Origin of the sequence: Pseudoalteromonas luteoviolacea (genome assembly GCF_021654285.1) — a bacterium.
GTDB lineage: Bacteria > Pseudomonadota > Gammaproteobacteria > Enterobacterales > Alteromonadaceae > Pseudoalteromonas > Pseudoalteromonas luteoviolacea_J.
On the sequence record NZ_JAKFZS010000009.1, the window covers coordinates 204,613 to 221,513 of the forward strand.

Sequence of the window (16,901 nt, forward strand, 5' to 3'; positions counted from 1 at the left end):
ACCACACAGGCTCGCGAGGGTTTGTTACTTTTTGTTATTTGTAGGGGGATTTTTGTACATTATATGGGGGCATAGAGAAATATTCTTACCTGAACATTGAGTAAATGTGAATTTAATTCAAGAGGCTAGCCATGGAAAAACGCTTATATATTTAGGCAGCAGCACAAGGCAGTGAAACGTTTATGCTGCTGCCTAAATGAAAACTTAACGATGCATACCGCGAACAGGATAATTGTTTTCAGGGCTTCTGATCCAAGTAAGTCCGTTGACAAGCGCGGTAAGTTCTGGTCTAACAAATGGGTTGTTTGATATATCGACAACTTGAATATTTCCTTCGCCGTTAATAACAAAAAGACCTGGCTCAGCAAATGGGTGATCGGTTTCTTGTTCTGAGCGAGGGTCTGAAATATACAGGCCAAGCGCCTTCATTTGCGTAAGTGTTAAGCCGTAAGCAATATCAAATTGAACGTCTAATTGAAGTTGATGCTCTGTCAGTTGTGCTTGGCTATCACCTGAAACTGCAATCACGTCTACGTTAATGGCAGCAAGGTTAGCAATGTGACTATCTAATTGATTTAGGTACTTTGTACATAAGGGGCAATGCTTGCCTCGATAAACTAAAACAAGTTGCCAATCAAAACCCGACCTTGGCTTTCCTAGTGTAGTAGTTTGACCATTGGATAGGGTGATGGGCAGTTTTGGGAATTCGCTGCCTGCATGAAGTTTCTTCGTATAGAATTGAGACATGGTTTTATCCTTTAAAAGTGATTATTGATATGTGTTTTAAAGCGGGCTAAATCATTTTCAATATCTGCATTTTTCATCACATCAAAACAAGCGAATGTGGGCAAAGCAGTCAAGTTAAAGAATTTAAAGTTCATATGCATTGGAAAGAGTAGATCATCCACTGACTTTCCATTAAAAAACTCAGCACTATTATTAAATGCCTGTTTTGGAGCGTTAAATGTGACCGACATCATATATTTTTTACCTTTAAGTACACCGCCACTGCCATAGCCCTCAGTAGGTGTGGATGCACTGCGCCCGTCTCCTTTGCATAGCGTGCCCGCCATACACTTCATCCATATATTTTTTAAATGACCATGTAACGCCCATCCAGTTAATAGGGGATTGAAAGATTATGACGTTAGCCCATTGATGCAGAGCGAGTTGTTGTTCGACATCTATGCTTTCTTGCATAGTGACAATCTCTGTTGTGTGTCCTTTGTTTTGGAGTAACGAAACCGCTGTATCGACGAGCGTTGCATTTAGCTTTCCTTCAGAGAATGGATAATACTGATGCCCATTGATGATATAAAATATTGCTTATGACCTCTTCCTAACTAGTTTATTTATTAATCAGGTTGTTTAAGGTATAGTTTAGGAACCTAAAGTAAAATAACAACCAGTATACTTTTAGTAACCTAGTTTTTATGGTGGTATAAATATTGAAAAATTCAGTTAAAACAGATGCTAAAGGGCGAAAAAAAGTTTTGAATATGTGCGATGAACCCTGTGCAATTGAAAAGGGGATGAGGCTAATCGGTGGGAAGTGGAAGGGCTCGATAATTTACCATCTAAAAGATGAGCCTGTACGTTTTAATGATTTAGCACGAATGCTAGGTGGCGCGACTAAGAAGATGGTGGACCAGAGGCTTAAGGAGCTAGAGCAAGAGGGTATGGTTGTTCGCAAAGTGATCAGTGATAGACCCGTTGCAGTTACCTACGAGTTAACTGAATTCGGACGTTCTGCACTAGAAGTTCTTGAGTCGCTCAGAGTGTGGTCAGAGTCTCACAATATTCAAATTTGAATGGACACTTCACATTCATTTGGCAACAAAGGCGTGTAGCCAAATGAATATAATTATGGTGCTAATTATGTTTTAGCTAAACCCCAGCTCTTTACTGAGTGCCATTGCAGCTGAGCGGTTTGGAGCATTGAGTTTTTCTAAAATTTTAGCAACATGGTTTTTCACTGTGTACTGACTAATGCCAAGGATCATGCCGATCTCTCCATTTGTTTTTCCTGATGAGATCCAATCGAGTACCTCTTTTTCCCTGTTAGTCAGTGACTGTATGGGCGAGCGTATCGACTTATCAGATTGATAGCGTGAAATTTGTGCTTTATGTAGATAAGGTAATATTAACTCAATCAAATAAGAGGCTGGCGCTGTGCGATTAGATCGCATGTTGTTAAATGCGACCAGAGTAAGGAAGTTTGAATTAGGGTTATCTAAATCATAAACGGAGATATCTGATAGTGGGTTTCTATCCTTACATAAACTCTTTAGTAAATTGATATTTCTAAACTTTTTAACCTTGGCTACAGTGAGTAAGTCTTCTTTAAATTCTTCGGGGAAAGAGTGCGAAAACTCTGATTTAACTTCTAAGCTGGTTTTGTCTACCAAAGATATATACAGCTCGTTTGATTCTGCAAATGACATCGCTTCTTGAAAAACTACTTCATCCAATGAACGTTCAATGATTGACGTTTTTAGCAATTCAATTGCTTTTAGTACGCTCGAAAGCTCTTTTGTGCAGCCCAAAAACATATGCATTCTCCTTTACAAATACGATTTCTATAGGCGTATCAACTTGGACTGTTGCCAGCAAGTTTGATTTTCATGTGACGGTGCCTATTTAATTAATCGAGCGATTAATTAAACATGAACGGCTAATTGATATCAACGAAAAGTGAATGAAATGTGTGGTAAATAAGTGTAAAAAATTAAAAAAATATGTTTTACGAACTCGTTTCACCTTATAAATTTTTTTATACACCTCTTTTGAGTTTGTTTTTTAATCAGGTTGAGGTTTTTTAACTATATGATTTTGTTTGTTTTATCTTTTTTTGATAAGGTGTTTTTAGCTTTTCTTATTTGTCAAGCTGATCTAAATCAAAACGTGCTTCGTAAATAAAAAGTTTTTTAATTGTTGCTTTGTGGTTTGAAAAGTTAAATGTGGCTCACGGCGGATACGCAGTCGGCCATGGTCCAATCAGACTATTCGCAGTGCTCATTCCCCTTTGATAAACTGCGAGTTAAGATTGCAGGGACAAGAAATTGTTATGATTGATAAGTTAAGACGGCCATCAACTTGGCCGCTGTATTTTACATTGCTGATTTACGTATCCTTGATTTGGATGCAAGGGTTATCTAGTGCAATGCTGCAAGTATTGCAAGAAATAGAAATTGCCGTGACAATGGCGTTGGGTTCGTTTGTTGCTGGTGGCACAGCGCTAGGCGGCGGGGCGGTGGCCTTTCCAGTAATGACCAAAGTGTTGGGTATTGAGCCCAGTACGGCTAAAGTATTTTCATTAGCTATTCAAAGCTTTGGTATGACAGCGGCAACTATCACCATTTTATGCCGTCGTATCCCTATTTATACTAATTTAGTTTTGCTTGCACTGCCTATGTCTGCATTAGGCGTCATCATTAGTCTACTTTATGTTGCGCCGATTGCCCCGCGATTACTAGTAAAATCGATTTTTAGTTTCTTACTTTTATGCTTTGCAATCACCATGTTACTGCGTTGGTGGAGAAAAGCGCACCACCAACATAGTGCACAAAAAATTCAGCCTAGCACGCTTCGCTTTATGCTGGTTGCTTTTATCGGAGGCGTTGCAAGTGGTTTAGTTGGATCTGGATCCGATATTGCGTTATTTGCTCTTTTGGTGATTGCTTACAATGCGGATATTAAAAAGGCAACAGCGACTTCTGTCGTGGTTATGGCCTTTACGTCTTTGATCGGTAGTGCAATGAATGCATGGTATTTAGGGGCCATTACCCCACAGATTGAAAGCTATTTACTTGCAGCAATACCCATAGTAGTCGTGGGCGCACCTTTAGGGGCTTATGTTTGCTCTAAAGTAAAAGTTGGTCAATTGGTGAGCTTTTTATTGTTACTTATTCTCCTAGAGGCGTCTTTCACAAGTTACGAGCTGTACACTGGTCATGTTTTAGCTTGAATGAATTTTAAACATTTATTTGACTGTAGGCTGTACTTTTTATTTAATTAACCAGATGATTAAAAAAATAAGAAGATAAGATGGAACTAGATACCAATAAAAAAGCCACGCGGGGCCGCCCGGTCTGTGAATTAAAGCAGGCTGAGCAGAAAACTAAGCTTATATTGGCGGCAAAGCAGCTACTCAATGATAAGTCATATAGCCAAATTACCATTCGAGATATCGCCTCTGAGGCAAATATCAATTCTGCCATGATTAAATATTACTTTGGTGGCAAAGAAAGTTTATTTGTGGCACTCATACAGTCAATAGCGGATGCGCAGTTTTCTCAGTTTGAAGACTTAACAGCGCAAGCAAAACCGGTGTATCAATTTATTTTGCGTTTTGGCGAAATATTACAAACTCACCCTGGATTTGTGCACCTTTTGAGTGAAGAGGTACTCAATAAAACAACCCCGTTAACAGAGGCATTTATGGCTTCTTTCCCTGCTCGAGTCTCCAAATTTTTACCGCCGCTTATTCAGCAAGAGGCAGGCATTGCGGATGGTAACAAAGCTAAATTAGCAGCTTTTCAGCTCATTACACTTATTGTTTCTCCCTATATTTTGAAAACCTTGCGTCAACAAGCGTGGCAAATTGATGATACCGAGATCCAAGGTGAGCAATGGGCAAAGGATTTATATCAGCATTTCATTTACGGACTGAAGGAGAGTGACATCAATGAGGTGGAATTTTAGGGCAAAGAAAAACTTACCTATTGCTGTGTTATTGGGCGTGGTGCTCGTTGCTATGGTGGTTAAACTGACATCAACAACTAAGCACAATGGGACCCATTCGGTAGGACAAAACGCACAATACCAAGCACTCAGTATGCAAGCGATCAGGCCGCAAATTGTTGGATATGGTAAAGTGACGCCGAATATCCAGCTGAGCAGTCTTGCGCAAGTTTCTGGTGAGGTAACGTTCATACATTCAGCGCTTAAAAAAGGTGAAATTTTCAAACAGGGGACGTTACTACTTGAGATTGACGACAGCGACTACCAATTACAGTTGGCTAAGTCTGAGGCTAGTTTGGCAACTGCCGATGTGGAACTTGCGGCAAAGCAAACAGCGATAAAAAACAACCAACTCGATATTAAGCTCAGTAAGCATAAATTAAAAATTGCGGAAGCAGAGTTCGCGCGTTTGAAGCGATTGTTTGCCAGTGCCAGTGTGTCGCAGAATGAACTCGATAGGGCACAACAAAATGTGCTAGTTCAACAGCAAGACTTGCAACGAAATTTAAATCAGTCGCGCTTGTTGCCCCTTGAAGTAAAGGCATTGCAAGCACAAGTTAAAAGGGCCCATGCAGATGTCAACAAAGCCAAACTAGATATTAAACGTACTAAAGTGTATCTACCATTCAATGGCCGTATTCATCAGGTGCATGTTGAGCGCGGTCAGCTAGTAACAAAAGGAGCAAATCTTTTTAGTGCCAATGACATTGAAAAAGTATTGATAAACGCTCAGTTCACCTATCAAACATTTAACCAGTTTTCTGGTTTTTTTAAGCAAATACCCAATTTAAAAACTATCTCAGATGATGGGATGGCAGCATATTTGAAAGCACAAGGCCTTTCGGGCAAGGTAGAAATATTAGCTCAGCCGGGAGTTTACTGGCCAGCATCCATTGAGCGTTTGAGTGATGAAATCGACCCCCAAAGCCAAACTGTGGGTGTTGTCGTCTCGATTTCAGATAGCTATCAGCAAATTAAGCTGGGTGAAAAGCCACCTTTACTCGCAGGTATGCGTGCTAAAGTAACTTTGTCAGCCAGCGAGCAAGCATTTGTAGTGATCCCAAGGTACTTTGTCAGAGATGGGCATGCACTATTAGCTGATAAAGAGGACAAGTTAACTAAGTTACCAATGCATGGTGCTATCAAACAAGGGGGCAACTTTTTATTTGATGATCCTGCACTGGACGGTGCGAGGCTAATCACAACCGATTTGTTTCCAGCTATTTCTGGTACACAGTTAAATCTAACATCACCCACCATACTTAGTGATGCAAATTCATCGGAGCGGCATTGATATGATACGTTTTTTCATTGCTCATCCAACGGCTGCAAATATTTTAATGATACTCTTTTTGGCAATTGGCTTATTCAGTTTGCCACAAATTAAACGAGAAACACTCCCTCAGATAAAAACTTTTCAAATTGATATCATGGTGCCTTATCCTGGTGCGACCGCAGAGAACGTTGAGCAAAAAATTTGTTTAAGTCTAGAAAGGGCGCTTGATGGGATCAGCTTTTTAGAAGAACGCCACTGTGTAGCGAGACAAAACTTAGGGCAAATGACAGTAAAAATGTTTGAGCAAGGTGACTTCGAACAGTTTACAACGGATGTCAAAAACGCCGTAGATACCATTGATGACTTCCCCACACAAGTTGAGCAATGGACAATTGAAGAACGTGGCAGAACACAAGAGGTTGTGAGCGTTGCACTGAGCTCGGCCACTACTGATTTAACACGTGTTGAATTAAAAGAACTGGCTGAAAAAATTAAACAGCGACTTCTTCGAGAACCAAATATCCCGATTGTTGAAATCAATGATTTTTCAAAGCATCAACTAAGAGTCACTGCATCGCAGGAAGTATTGCGACAATATGGTATAAGCATAGAGGAGCTAGGTCAGCGTGTGTCAGGACAAAATATAGAGTTGCCGCTGGGTACACTTAATACTGAGTATGTAGATACACAAATTCGGCTTATGGATGAACGGAAAGACATAGCATCATTCGGTGAATTGGTTGTAGCGTCGGGTTCTCAGGGGAATGATGTCACCGTCGCTGATTTAGGTCGTGTTGAGAACACGTTTGAAAAAGACGAAAAACGCATTTATTACGATGGTCATCAAGCGGCAGTTTTGACAGTAAAAAAGAACTCTGTAGATGACAGTTTACGAGTACTTAAAGCAACCGAACATGCTTTGCAGGAAATAAGAGCTGACTTACCTGATAGTGTTTCACTGACTTTAACGAGCGATAACACCAGCTTGGTTAAAGATCGCATATCTCTATTGATCAGCAATGCATGGCAAGGACTACTGTTAGTGTTTGGTGTGATGTGGCTATTTTTTTCCTTCAAGTATGCTTTTTGGGTAGTAATGGGGTTACCTGTTTCATTTTTGGCGAGCTTTTTTTTGATGCTGCACTTTGGTGTGTCTATCAACATGCTCTCCATGGTAGCTCTGCTATTAGCTCTGGGGATTCTGATGGATGATGCCATCGTGATTGCTGAGTCTATCGGTACTAAAATTGAGCAAGGCTTAACGGTTCAAGAAGCCGTCTTAAAAGGCACGCTTGTTGTACTACCGGGCGTATTGTCTTCTTTTGTAACAACGTTGTGTATTTTCATTGGGCTGGTGTTTATTGAAGGGAATTTAGGACAGATCCTCAAAGTGATCCCCATCGTGCTGATTTCGGTGATCACAGTATCTTTGATTGAAGCCTTTTTGATTTTACCCAATCATTTGTCGCACGCACTGCAATCTAAAAGCAAGCAAAACGTTTTGTCTATAAAAGTGGCTCAGATCCGCTCTCGCTTTGAAACGAAGTTTAGGCAGTGGAATAATGGGATATTGGATTTAAATCATCGTCTCATCAAATACAGATATTTAGTGATTGGCTCTGTGGTTGCCTGTTTTTTATTTTCGCTAAGTATGTTGATTTCTGGGACGCTAAAATTTACTGCTTTTCCCGACATTGACGGCGATGTATTACAAGGGCGACTCTTGATGCCAAACGGCACGCCTTTTGAGGTTACAAAGCAAACGATGAGTAAGATTGAAGCAGCTTTAAAGCGAACCAATGAAAAGCTTAGTGAAGATGAAGCGTCAGAGTTAGTCAGGGCGATGACCATTACCTATGGAGAAAACCCAGATTATCAAGATCAAGGTGCCAATCTCGCATATATTTCTGTTGACCTGCTCAGTGCAGAGCAACGTCATACCACCATTCAGGCTTTTTCGGATATGTGGCGATCAGAACTTGGAGCTTTACCAGGTGCAATGACACTCTCGTTCAAAGAGCCCAAACTAGGCCCTCAAGGTCGGGCGATTGATATACGTTTGATGGGAGAAGACACCGCAGCGCTTGCCCACGCTGCACAAGATCTAAAATCATGGTTAAAAGGATATGAAGGGGTGCAGAATATTACAGACAACCTTCGTCCAGGAAAGCCAGAATACACCCTGACGCTAAAACCAGGCACATTAGATTTAGGCATCAATTCACGAGTGATTGCGAGTCAATTAAGACCTGCTTTTCAGGGCACTAAACTACTAGAAACTCATATTGGTCTTGAAGATTACGAAGTAACTGTGAAGCTTAGTAAAGACAGCATGAATGAATATAGTGACTTTGATAATTTCCCGATTATTCATCCTACCACGCGTGTCGCTATCCCGCTGTCTGCATTGGTGAATATTGAGCAAACACGCGGCTTTGCGGTGATTAATCGCTTTGATAGCTTGACCAGTGTATCTGTATACGCTGATGTGGATAGTGAGCTAAATACGGCATCTTCTGTGGTTGGAGATTTAAAGAAACAATTCCTTAATGACTTACCATTGCGTTACCCAACATTGATTTACAGCATCGAAGGGGAGGTTAAAAATGCGGGTATCACACAAGCTTCAATGCGTAGAGCGATGTTGCTAGGTATGATTGGGATTTTCTTGTTATTAGCTTTGCAGTTTCACAGCTACATTGAGCCTATTATTGTCATGGTTTCCATCCCTCTTGCCATGATTGGGGTGATCTGGGGTCATTTTATTATGGGTATAAACTTCTCGATGCCATCACTGATGGGTTTTATTTCATTGGCCGGTATTGTGGTGAATGATTCAATACTATTAGTTCAATTTGTGAAAAGTCGAGTGAAACAGGGCATGAACGTACATGATGCAGCGGCTATGGCCAGTCATGACAGATTCCGTGCTGTGGTGTTGACATCAGTAACCACGGTTGCGGGGATGACGCCTTTACTGTTCGAAACCAGCTTGCAGGCACAAATTTTAATACCTCTAGCAACCAGCATTGTATTTGGTATTATTACGTCCACTTGTTTAGTTTTATTGGTTTTACCTTGTCTTTACAGCATTCTAGAAGACTTTGGCTTAGCAAAACCACATACACCTCATGAGTCAGTACACGTATAAATAACCACGTGCGTTATCAGCGTGTGTTAAAGCATTCACACGCTGATATTTGTACTCAGTTTTGTAGAATTACCCAAGTGATATATTGGTAAATCAATAGATCAATCCAGCTAATCTCGACAAAAAAAGAGCCCGATTGGGCTCTTTTGGGCTTTCACGCTTGGGGTGTGCGCCGTTTTATGTGAGTCGGTTTGTCAAGTCAGCTTAATTGGGCGAACGCTTTAAAAAGGTCAATATCTGTGTCGCTTAATAGTGCTTTAGGCACATCGAGCTTGTTAGCAATGATTTTTTTGGCTGCCATAAATTCTTTTGCGCAGTTGATACAGTCTGCTGCAATGACTTTGCCTTGCTTTAAATACCAAAGAGATAAGGCTTTATCGTCTTTTTGGCGCAAAACGGTTTCATCGTAGCCTTGATTGAGGCCTGCAATTTGTATTTTGCAATCGAATTGATCTGACCAAAACCAAGGGACTGCTGTGACGGGTTTATATTTTCCACAGATGGTAGCGGCGGCTGTTTTTGCCTGTTCCAGAGCATTGGGTACAGATTCAATACGTGTTGCGAGACCACTGTGGTGTTCAATACCTATGGTGCAATCACCTGCGGCATAAATGTTCATGTCAGTGGTTTGGCAAAGCTCGTTTATCACAATGCCGCCATGTTCAACTAATAATCCAGCTTCTTGTGCAAGCTCGGTGTTGGTTTGAGCACCTATTCCGACAACTACGATGTCTGCGGGAATAACCTTGTCCTCACACAGTACGGTGCTGACTGCGTCTTTGCCTTGAAATGCCACCACATTCGTCTGTGTAAAAATCTTAATGCCATTGCTTTTATGTAGATTGTGATAAAACGCGGAAATTCGCTTTGCCGTGACACGGGCAAGTAGCCGTGACTCGCGCTCTATGATGGTGACGTCATGGCCCATTTTTTTAAGTACAGCGGCGGTTTCTAAGCCAATGTAGCCACCGCCGACCATCACGATACGCTTTTTATTGTTGTTTACATCAATGGCAAGGGAGAGTTTTTCGATATCTTTTAAGGTTTTTATGTAAAAAATATTGTTCAACTGCGCTCCCATACAGTCCGCTGTCCTTGCGCGACTGCCGGTGCAAATGAGCAGCTTGTCATAGCTGAGATGTTCGCCATTGTGTAATTCGATACCTTGCTGCGCAGGCTCGATACGTTTTACTCGAGTTTTTAACCTGATTTCGATGTTGTCTTTCTGATATGCACTTTGAGGGCGGATCAGCAGTTTTTCCGCAGTCACTTGGTTTTGTAAGTACGTTTTTGACAGGGGGGGGCGATGATAGGGCAGGCTGTCTTCATCGGTCAGCAGTACAATTTGCCCTGTCCATCCTTCCTTGCGCAAACTGGTGCATGCTTGCGCACCTGCGTGACCACCGCCGATAATGACACACCTTTGCATATCAAACTCCTTAATATTGTGATTCTGGCAAATGTACTTGCAAACCATGATGCTCATCAGAGACCAGTACTTGACAGCTTAGTCTGCTCAAGTCGGTGGGCTCTGAGACCATCTCTAACATGTCACTCTCACTACTGTCTGGTGCGGCAATTTTTCCTTGCCAATCAGTCGTTAAATAGCAGTGGCAAGTAGCACAGCTTCCAGAGCCACCACACTCAGCTTCAATGCCCTCGACCATATTCTCCATGGCCGCTTGCATCAAAGATGTGCCATTTGGTACATCGACCTTGGTTTCGTTTCCAGCAAAATCTACAAATGTAATCTCAGGCATCATGTTGTCCTTATACGGTGAATTTAGTGATTTGATTGATCTCATCAAGAATGGCAGCTGGGTCTGCCTCTAATTGACTGTCCATCGCGGTGTTCCAGCGATTTAAGAAGCCGCAAATGGCGACAACAGCAGCAATTTCAATGACTGCTTGTTCAGAGTAATACTTGCCGAGCTCTTCATAATGCGACTTTTCTAAATGTGCAGGTGAAGTACTGCAAGCAAATGCAAATCGCAGTGCAGCGCGCTCGGCTTGGTCATAAAGCACATTGGTTTCAAATTCAAAGGCTGCTAGTACCTTCGCTTTGTTGACATTGACGCGGCTGGCAATATGTGAAAAGTGTCCTTGGCAGTACTGACAGCCTGCAGCATTACTACTGATGGTTGCGATGGCCCATTTGAGTTCATTATCAATGTGTTCAAACTTGCTCAGGCAGCCAAATAACTGGCCAAACGCCTGAGCAAGCATAGGGTTTTTCGCCATGGTAAGGATCCCGTTTGGAATAAATCCAAGGTTGTTCTCTATGGCTTGATAAATTGGTTCCAAATGCGGCGTCGACTCTCGATTGACTGGTTTAACCAAATGGTTATTACCCTGTTTCATATACCCTTGCTTCCTTCTTAGTGATAGTCCCAACAAGGTAATTTTTTTACACCTCTGTGCCTATAGTCCGTTCGGACCAAGGGGATAGTCCACAGGAGCTATGTTCGAAAAACCATGATAGCGATAAAGTTTTTACAGACGAACGAGCAGGGCATAAAGCACCCGTTCAAGGCCGATAGAGTCAAGTGCCTACAGAAAACGAGCCTGAGGATACGGATAAACATTGAGGTGTTTTAAGTGTTTGTTGCAGGTCAACAATATTGCCAGACTAGATAGGAAACTAGGATGATTGAAGAACTTATTGAATTTATAAATCAAGATTTATTAGAAGGGGCGGCGCCCGATCTAGATCAACATACACCGCTTTTGGAGCTTGGGATTTTAAACTCACTATCTATGGTCAGGTTACTGGCACATGTTGATCAGCGCTACGGTGCGAAAATTCCTGAGCATGACATTACGCCTGTTCATTTTGAAAACATAGAAACCTTATGTGCATTAATCACAGCGTTAAGTTCAGAGGATAAAGCGCAAGCACAAGAAGCCACCTCTGAACTAGAACGTTTGGTTAAATTACAAGAAAGCTACGGTATCAAGAGTGAACTCGTTCCAGCGGGTAGCGGTTTCAAGCAGCATACTTTGCGTGTTAAAGGGGATGGCCCTTTATGGATTTTATTGCCAGCACTTGGTAACCCTTCTACCTCTTGGTCATCCACACTGCGCTCTGTGCAAGGGCGTCATAATGCGGTTGCGTTGGATTTAGCGGGGTTTGGTTTAAGCGAAAGTGCCAACGATGCCCCCTGTTATGTGGACCACGTTGAATACACATTACAGTATTTGGAAACATTGGAAGAGCAAGAGTGGGTGTTAGTTGCAAATTCGGCTGGCAGCATGATCGCAACTGAAATTGCCAGACGTTATCCAGACAGAGTAAAAGCGCTGGTGTGCACTGGTTTTGGTTTAGTCGAAGATGTTGATAGCTGGTGGGGAGATTTGAAAAAAATGTCTGCTAACCCAGAACAGTTCTTAGCAGCTGCTTATTATCATCCACCAAAAATGACCCCTGCGCTTGAAGACTTATTGAATGATGTTTTGTCACGTCCAGCGTACCACACCTTTTTAGATGACTATGCCAAAAAGTCGATGGCGACGACCTTTGATAACGTCACGGTACCGACACTGTTTGTTGCGGGTAATCATGACCAAATCATTCCGCCTGAATGGAGCGAAAAAGCGGCCGAGCAACTTGAGAATGCCACTGTTACGCGACTGTCTAGATGTGGTCACTTCTCAGCATCTGAGCGTCCCGAAGAGTTTGTTTGGGTTGTTGAAGATTTCTTAACTAAGGTGGATATGGCATGAGCGCATTTAAAAGTTATGACGTAGTCATTATTGGCAGCGGTCCAGCAGGCAGTCTTTGTGGTATTGAGTGTCGCAAAAAAGGTCTATCCGTATTATGTATCGAAAAAGATGAGTTTCCACGTTTTCACATCGGTGAATCTCTAACCGGTAATGCGGGCCAGATCATAAGAGACCTGGGCCTTGCAGATGAAATGAATGCGGCAGGGTTTCCCGATAAACCTGGCGTAAATGTGATTGGCTCTCTATCTAAAAATGAGTTTTTCATTCCTATTCTTGCGCCTACCTGGCAGGTGAGGCGCAGTGACTTTGACAACATGTTAAAGCGCAAAGCCCTTGAGCATGGTGTGGAATATCAGCAAGGCTTAGTAAAAGATGTTATTAAACATGAAGGTAAAGTCGTTGGTGCCATTTACAAAGCCGATGGTATGGAACATCAAGTGCGCTCGAAAGTACTGGTGGATGCCAGTGGTCAAAATACCTTCTTATCGAGAAAAGGCATTGCTGGTAAACGTGAAATTGAGTTCTTTTCGCAGCAGATAGCTTCTTTTGCTCACTACAAAGGGGTTGAGCGTGATTTACCGCCATTTTCGACAAACACCACTATTTTATACTCGAAGCAGTATCACTGGTCATGGATCATCCCAATCTCACCAGATACAGACAGTTTAGGGATAGTGATCCCCAAAGAACTCTATTACAAAGAGTGTAAAAACCCAGATGATGCCATTGCGTGGGGGATGGAAAATATTAGTCCTGAGATCCGACGCCGCTTCCAAAATGCAGAGCGTATTGGTGAGTCACAATCAATGGCTGACTTCTCTTACCGAATTGAACCTTTTGTTGGTGATGGTTGGTTATGTATTGGGGATGCGCATCGCTTTTTAGACCCTATCTTTTCTTATGGCGTTTCGTTTGCCATGAAAGAGGGGATCCGCGCAGCGGATGCCATTAAGCAAGCGATTGACGGCAATGATTGGAAAACCCCATTTTATGCTTATCGAGACTGGAGTAATGGGGGACAGCAAATCGCAGCTGACCTGATCCGTTACTTCTGGATTTATCCAATCTTTTTTGGCTACCAGATGCAAAATCCGGACTTACGCGATGAAGTGATCCGTTTGCTTGGTGGCTGTTGCTTTGATTGTGAAGGCTGGAAAGCCCCAACCATTTTTAGAAATGCCATCGAAGAGTACGACCGCAAGCAAATGGTAGGTTAGGAAAAGCATTGCGCTTTTCCTTTTAAGGGAAGGATTGATTATGAACTTTGAGTGGAATGAGGATCAGCTCGAGTTATTTGAGCATGCACTGAGCTTTGCTAAGGACTTAGATTTTTCTAAGTTGCCGCAAGGCGAGTTTCCGATGGAAGCGTGGCGTGCTCTTGGCGAATTTGGTTATTTTGGATTACCAATAGATGCTAAATACTCACCAGCTGGTAGTGGCTTTGATATTTTAACAACTGTCAAAGTCTTAGAAGGTTTAGGTCAAGGATGTACGGACACAGGTATTTTATTTGCCGGTGCAGCACATACCTTTGCCTGTGCGATGCCCATTTATGAACATGGTAGTGAGCAACTAAAGCAAAAGTTACTGCCTTTGCTTGCCAGTGGCGAAAAGATTGCGGCAAACGCGATATCGGAGGCTGAAGCAGGCTCTGATATCGGTAAGTTGACAACCAAAGCTTGGCGTGACGGTGATTATTACGTTATCAAAGGCGCCAAATCTTATGTCACAAACGGCAGTGTCGCAGACTACTTTGTACTTTATGCGACCACGAATGAGAAGTTTGGTTATCTTGGCCAAACTGCGTTTGTTGTACCAGCAGATTTACCCGGTATTGATGTTGGTAACAGTTATAAAAAATTGGGCCTAAACTCAGCGCAACTTAATCAAGTTTTCTTCGACGAAGTCAAAGTGCATAAAGATTACGTACTTGGTAGTGAAGGGCAAGGCGCACGTATTTTTGCTGCCTCCATGGATTGGGAACGCTGCTGTTTATTTGCCCTGTTCATTGGCGTGATGCAAAGAGACCTTGAGCGCTGTATTGATTATGCCAATACCCGTAAACAGGGCGACAAAACAATCAGCAAATTTCAAGCTGTGTCACACCGCATTGCAGATATGGAAGTGCGCCTACAAAGCGCCAGATTGCTGCTGTACTTTGCTGCTTGGCAAAAGTCACAGAATGTTGACAACACCAAGGCTGTGGCATCAAGCAAACTAGCCATCAGTGAAGCCTTTGTGCAATCTGGTATAGATTCTATCCGTGTGCATGGTGCGCTGGGGTATTTGCAAGAAAGCGGCGTTGATTCAAGCATTCGTGACGCACTTGGATCAGTCTTGTTTTCTGGCACCTCTGACATTCAACGTGAACTTATCTGCAATAGGTTGGGCCTGCTATGAACATACTCAGTGATGCTTTACTCAAAGGTCTATGCGTTGGTGGCGATAGTGCATTGGCTGTTGCTGACAATAAAGAGTCATATAGCTATGGCGATTTATCTCTTGCAGTGACACAAATTGCCGTACTGCTGCAAAGCAAAGGCATCAGATCTGGGGATAGAGTGGGGATCTGGGCGGACAAGTCATGTCGTGCATTGGCAGCGATGTTGGCGGTGTCTAAACTCGGTGCAGTCTATGTGCCAATTGATCCCATGAACCCGATGGTTCGAGTTGACATTATCCGCAGTGATTGTGCCATGAAAGCTCTGTTCACGACTCAGGCTAAATTGGCGCAGTACCGTGAGACGCGCGCCGAGGGTTGCCATTTTGTTGTATTTGATAGTGAGGGTGAGCTTAGTGTCCAAGCGGCACAGGCGAGTGAGCTCAATCAAGTAAGTCATTGGTGCGATGCGCTGGCGTGTCAGCCGTCAAGATTGAAAAGTGATGTCGCGCCCGCTGGAGATGATTTAGCGTATATGTTGTATACCTCTGGGTCGACGGGCGTGCCAAAAGGCGTTCGGATCAGCCATACCAATGCCCTCGCATTTATAAAATGGGTGATCGAGAAAATAAAACCCGTCGCCTCGGATCGATTTTCGAACCATGCACCTTGGCATTTTGATTTATCGGTCTTGGACATTTATGTGGCTTTGGCAAGTGGCGCCAGTGTGCACCTTGTATCAGAGCTAGATAGTTATGTCCCTCAGAAACTGGTTAATTTTATTGCGGAGCGTCAAATCACTATTTGGTATTCAGTACCAACTGCTTTGACCATGATGATGAATGCTGATGCACAGTTTGGGCAAAAATGTAAGCAGCTTCATACCATTATCTTTGCGGGCGAAGCGTTTGAGGTGAAGTCTCTTAAAGCGTTGCGTACCCAGTTTCCTCTGAGTGATTTATTCAACTTTTATGGCCCCACAGAAACGAATGTATGCAGTTATTACAAAGTACCAGACGTTGTGCCTGAAGAGCTACCGATTGGATACGCGGCAAGTGGGGCGCGCATTAAAATCTGCGACCAAGATGGTCATGATGCAGCACTTGGGCAGCAGGGGTTTATCACTGTGATTGGTCCCACTGTATTTGATGGTTACTGGGGTAAAGACTTACGTCAAGAAAAGGCATACAACACCGGGGATATTGGTTACATCAATGAACTGGGTGAGCTTATGTATGTTGGCCGCCAAGATCATATGGTGAAAGTAAAGGGGTACCGAGTGCATCTTGGCGAAGTGGAACGCGCGCTTTATCAACACCAAGAAATCAAAGAGTGCTTGGTGGTGTTAGATGAGCAGAAAAACCTCGTTGCGCACGTGGCTACCGCTGGGATTAAGCCACCGTCGTTGCTGACGTTAAAAATGCATTGTGCCAAACGATTACCAAAATATATGTTGCCCGAGCAAATCGTGTATTGGGAAGCGCTTCCGCGCAATCGTAACGGCAAATTATCGCGTCGAAGCTTATCAGAAACCCGCCCACATCAAGCCAGTCATACGGCACAAAGTGGTGCGTAACCTGTTTACAGCAAAGTAAACATTAACCTCGAAGTTGCAAACAGCTCAGGCA

General features: G+C 42.8%; 14 protein-coding genes and 1 pseudogene. 9 read left to right on the plus strand and 6 right to left on the minus strand.

The features are described 5' to 3' along the window. Positions 1-204 precede the first annotated feature (204 nt). Together L1077_RS10700 and L1077_RS10705 are read right to left on the minus strand one after the other, a co-directional pair. On the minus strand, positions 205-747 hold the full coding sequence (locus L1077_RS10700) for a redoxin domain-containing protein (protein WP_237136839.1): 543 nt from the start codon (positions 745-747) through the stop codon (positions 205-207). A gap of 11 nt (positions 748-758) precedes the next feature. Then, positions 759-1,323 (minus strand): annotated as a pseudogene (locus L1077_RS10705) (NAD(P)H-dependent oxidoreductase). 125 nt (positions 1,324-1,448) lie between these two features. Here L1077_RS10705 and L1077_RS10710 point away from each other — a divergent pair. Beyond that, positions 1,449-1,811 (plus strand): winged helix-turn-helix transcriptional regulator, encoded by a 363-nt coding sequence (locus tag L1077_RS10710; protein ID WP_237136840.1) that lies wholly within the window; start codon positions 1,449-1,451, stop codon positions 1,809-1,811. Between the two features lie 72 nt (positions 1,812-1,883). On the opposite strand, the gene L1077_RS10715 is transcribed toward L1077_RS10710, so the two are convergent. Further along, positions 1,884-2,552 (minus strand): helix-turn-helix domain-containing protein, encoded by a 669-nt coding sequence (locus L1077_RS10715; RefSeq protein WP_237136841.1) that lies wholly within the window; start codon positions 2,550-2,552, stop codon positions 1,884-1,886. A gap of 515 nt (positions 2,553-3,067) precedes the next feature. Between L1077_RS10715 and L1077_RS10720 the strand changes: the two genes are divergently transcribed. From L1077_RS10720 to L1077_RS10735, 4 genes are all read left to right on the plus strand, one after another. Next, positions 3,068-3,967 (plus strand): sulfite exporter TauE/SafE family protein, encoded by a 900-nt coding sequence (locus tag L1077_RS10720; RefSeq protein ID WP_237136842.1) that lies wholly within the window; start codon positions 3,068-3,070, stop codon positions 3,965-3,967. 80 nt (positions 3,968-4,047) lie between these two features. Further along, positions 4,048-4,704 (plus strand): TetR/AcrR family transcriptional regulator, encoded by a 657-nt coding sequence (locus L1077_RS10725; RefSeq protein WP_237136843.1) that lies wholly within the window; start codon positions 4,048-4,050, stop codon positions 4,702-4,704. Further along, entirely contained in the window at positions 4,688-6,037 is a 1,350-nt protein-coding gene (locus L1077_RS10730; RefSeq protein ID WP_237136844.1) for an HlyD family secretion protein, read from the plus strand. The genes L1077_RS10725 and L1077_RS10730 overlap by 17 nt, the downstream gene beginning before the upstream one ends. A gap of 1 nt (position 6,038) precedes the next feature. After that, a complete protein-coding gene (locus L1077_RS10735; protein WP_237136845.1) occupies positions 6,039-9,170 on the plus strand; it encodes an efflux RND transporter permease subunit in 3,132 nt (1,043 codons plus the stop codon). A gap of 199 nt (positions 9,171-9,369) precedes the next feature. Here L1077_RS10735 and L1077_RS10740 read toward each other — a convergent pair whose 3' ends face one another. Genes L1077_RS10740 through L1077_RS10750 form a run of 3 tightly spaced genes read right to left on the minus strand, consistent with a single transcriptional unit; the run spans position 9,370 to position 11,531 of the window. Further along, positions 9,370-10,599 carry an NAD(P)/FAD-dependent oxidoreductase gene (locus tag L1077_RS10740; RefSeq protein WP_237136846.1) on the minus strand — a complete coding sequence of 410 codons (1,230 nt, stop codon included), beginning with the start codon at positions 10,597-10,599 and terminating at the stop codon, positions 9,370-9,372. Between the two features lie 10 nt (positions 10,600-10,609). Continuing rightward, positions 10,610-10,933 carry a 2Fe-2S iron-sulfur cluster-binding protein gene (locus L1077_RS10745; RefSeq protein WP_237136847.1) on the minus strand — a complete coding sequence of 108 codons (324 nt, stop codon included), beginning with the start codon at positions 10,931-10,933 and terminating at the stop codon, positions 10,610-10,612. A gap of 7 nt (positions 10,934-10,940) precedes the next feature. After that, positions 10,941-11,531: a carboxymuconolactone decarboxylase family protein gene (locus tag L1077_RS10750; RefSeq protein WP_237136848.1), complete on the minus strand. Its 591-nt coding sequence runs from the start codon at positions 11,529-11,531 to the stop codon at positions 10,941-10,943. A gap of 285 nt (positions 11,532-11,816) precedes the next feature. Between L1077_RS10750 and L1077_RS10755 the strand changes: the two genes are divergently transcribed. Genes L1077_RS10755 through L1077_RS10770 form a run of 4 tightly spaced genes read left to right on the plus strand, consistent with a single transcriptional unit; the run spans position 11,817 to position 16,849 of the window. Then, positions 11,817-12,893: an alpha/beta fold hydrolase gene (locus tag L1077_RS10755; RefSeq protein WP_237136849.1), complete on the plus strand. Its 1,077-nt coding sequence runs from the start codon at positions 11,817-11,819 to the stop codon at positions 12,891-12,893. Continuing rightward, positions 12,890-14,110 carry an NAD(P)/FAD-dependent oxidoreductase gene (locus L1077_RS10760; protein ID WP_237136850.1) on the plus strand — a complete coding sequence of 407 codons (1,221 nt, stop codon included), beginning with the start codon at positions 12,890-12,892 and terminating at the stop codon, positions 14,108-14,110. The genes L1077_RS10755 and L1077_RS10760 overlap by 4 nt, the downstream gene beginning before the upstream one ends. 40 nt (positions 14,111-14,150) lie before the next feature. Beyond that, the gene (locus tag L1077_RS10765) at positions 14,151-15,293 is read left to right on the plus strand and encodes an acyl-CoA dehydrogenase family protein (protein ID WP_039609130.1); all 1,143 of its coding nucleotides are present in this window, start codon (positions 14,151-14,153) and stop codon (positions 15,291-15,293) included. After that, entirely contained in the window at positions 15,290-16,849 is a 1,560-nt protein-coding gene (locus L1077_RS10770) for an amino acid adenylation domain-containing protein (protein WP_237136851.1), read from the plus strand. The genes L1077_RS10765 and L1077_RS10770 overlap by 4 nt, the downstream gene beginning before the upstream one ends. The last annotated feature ends 52 nt before the right edge of the window (positions 16,850-16,901 follow it).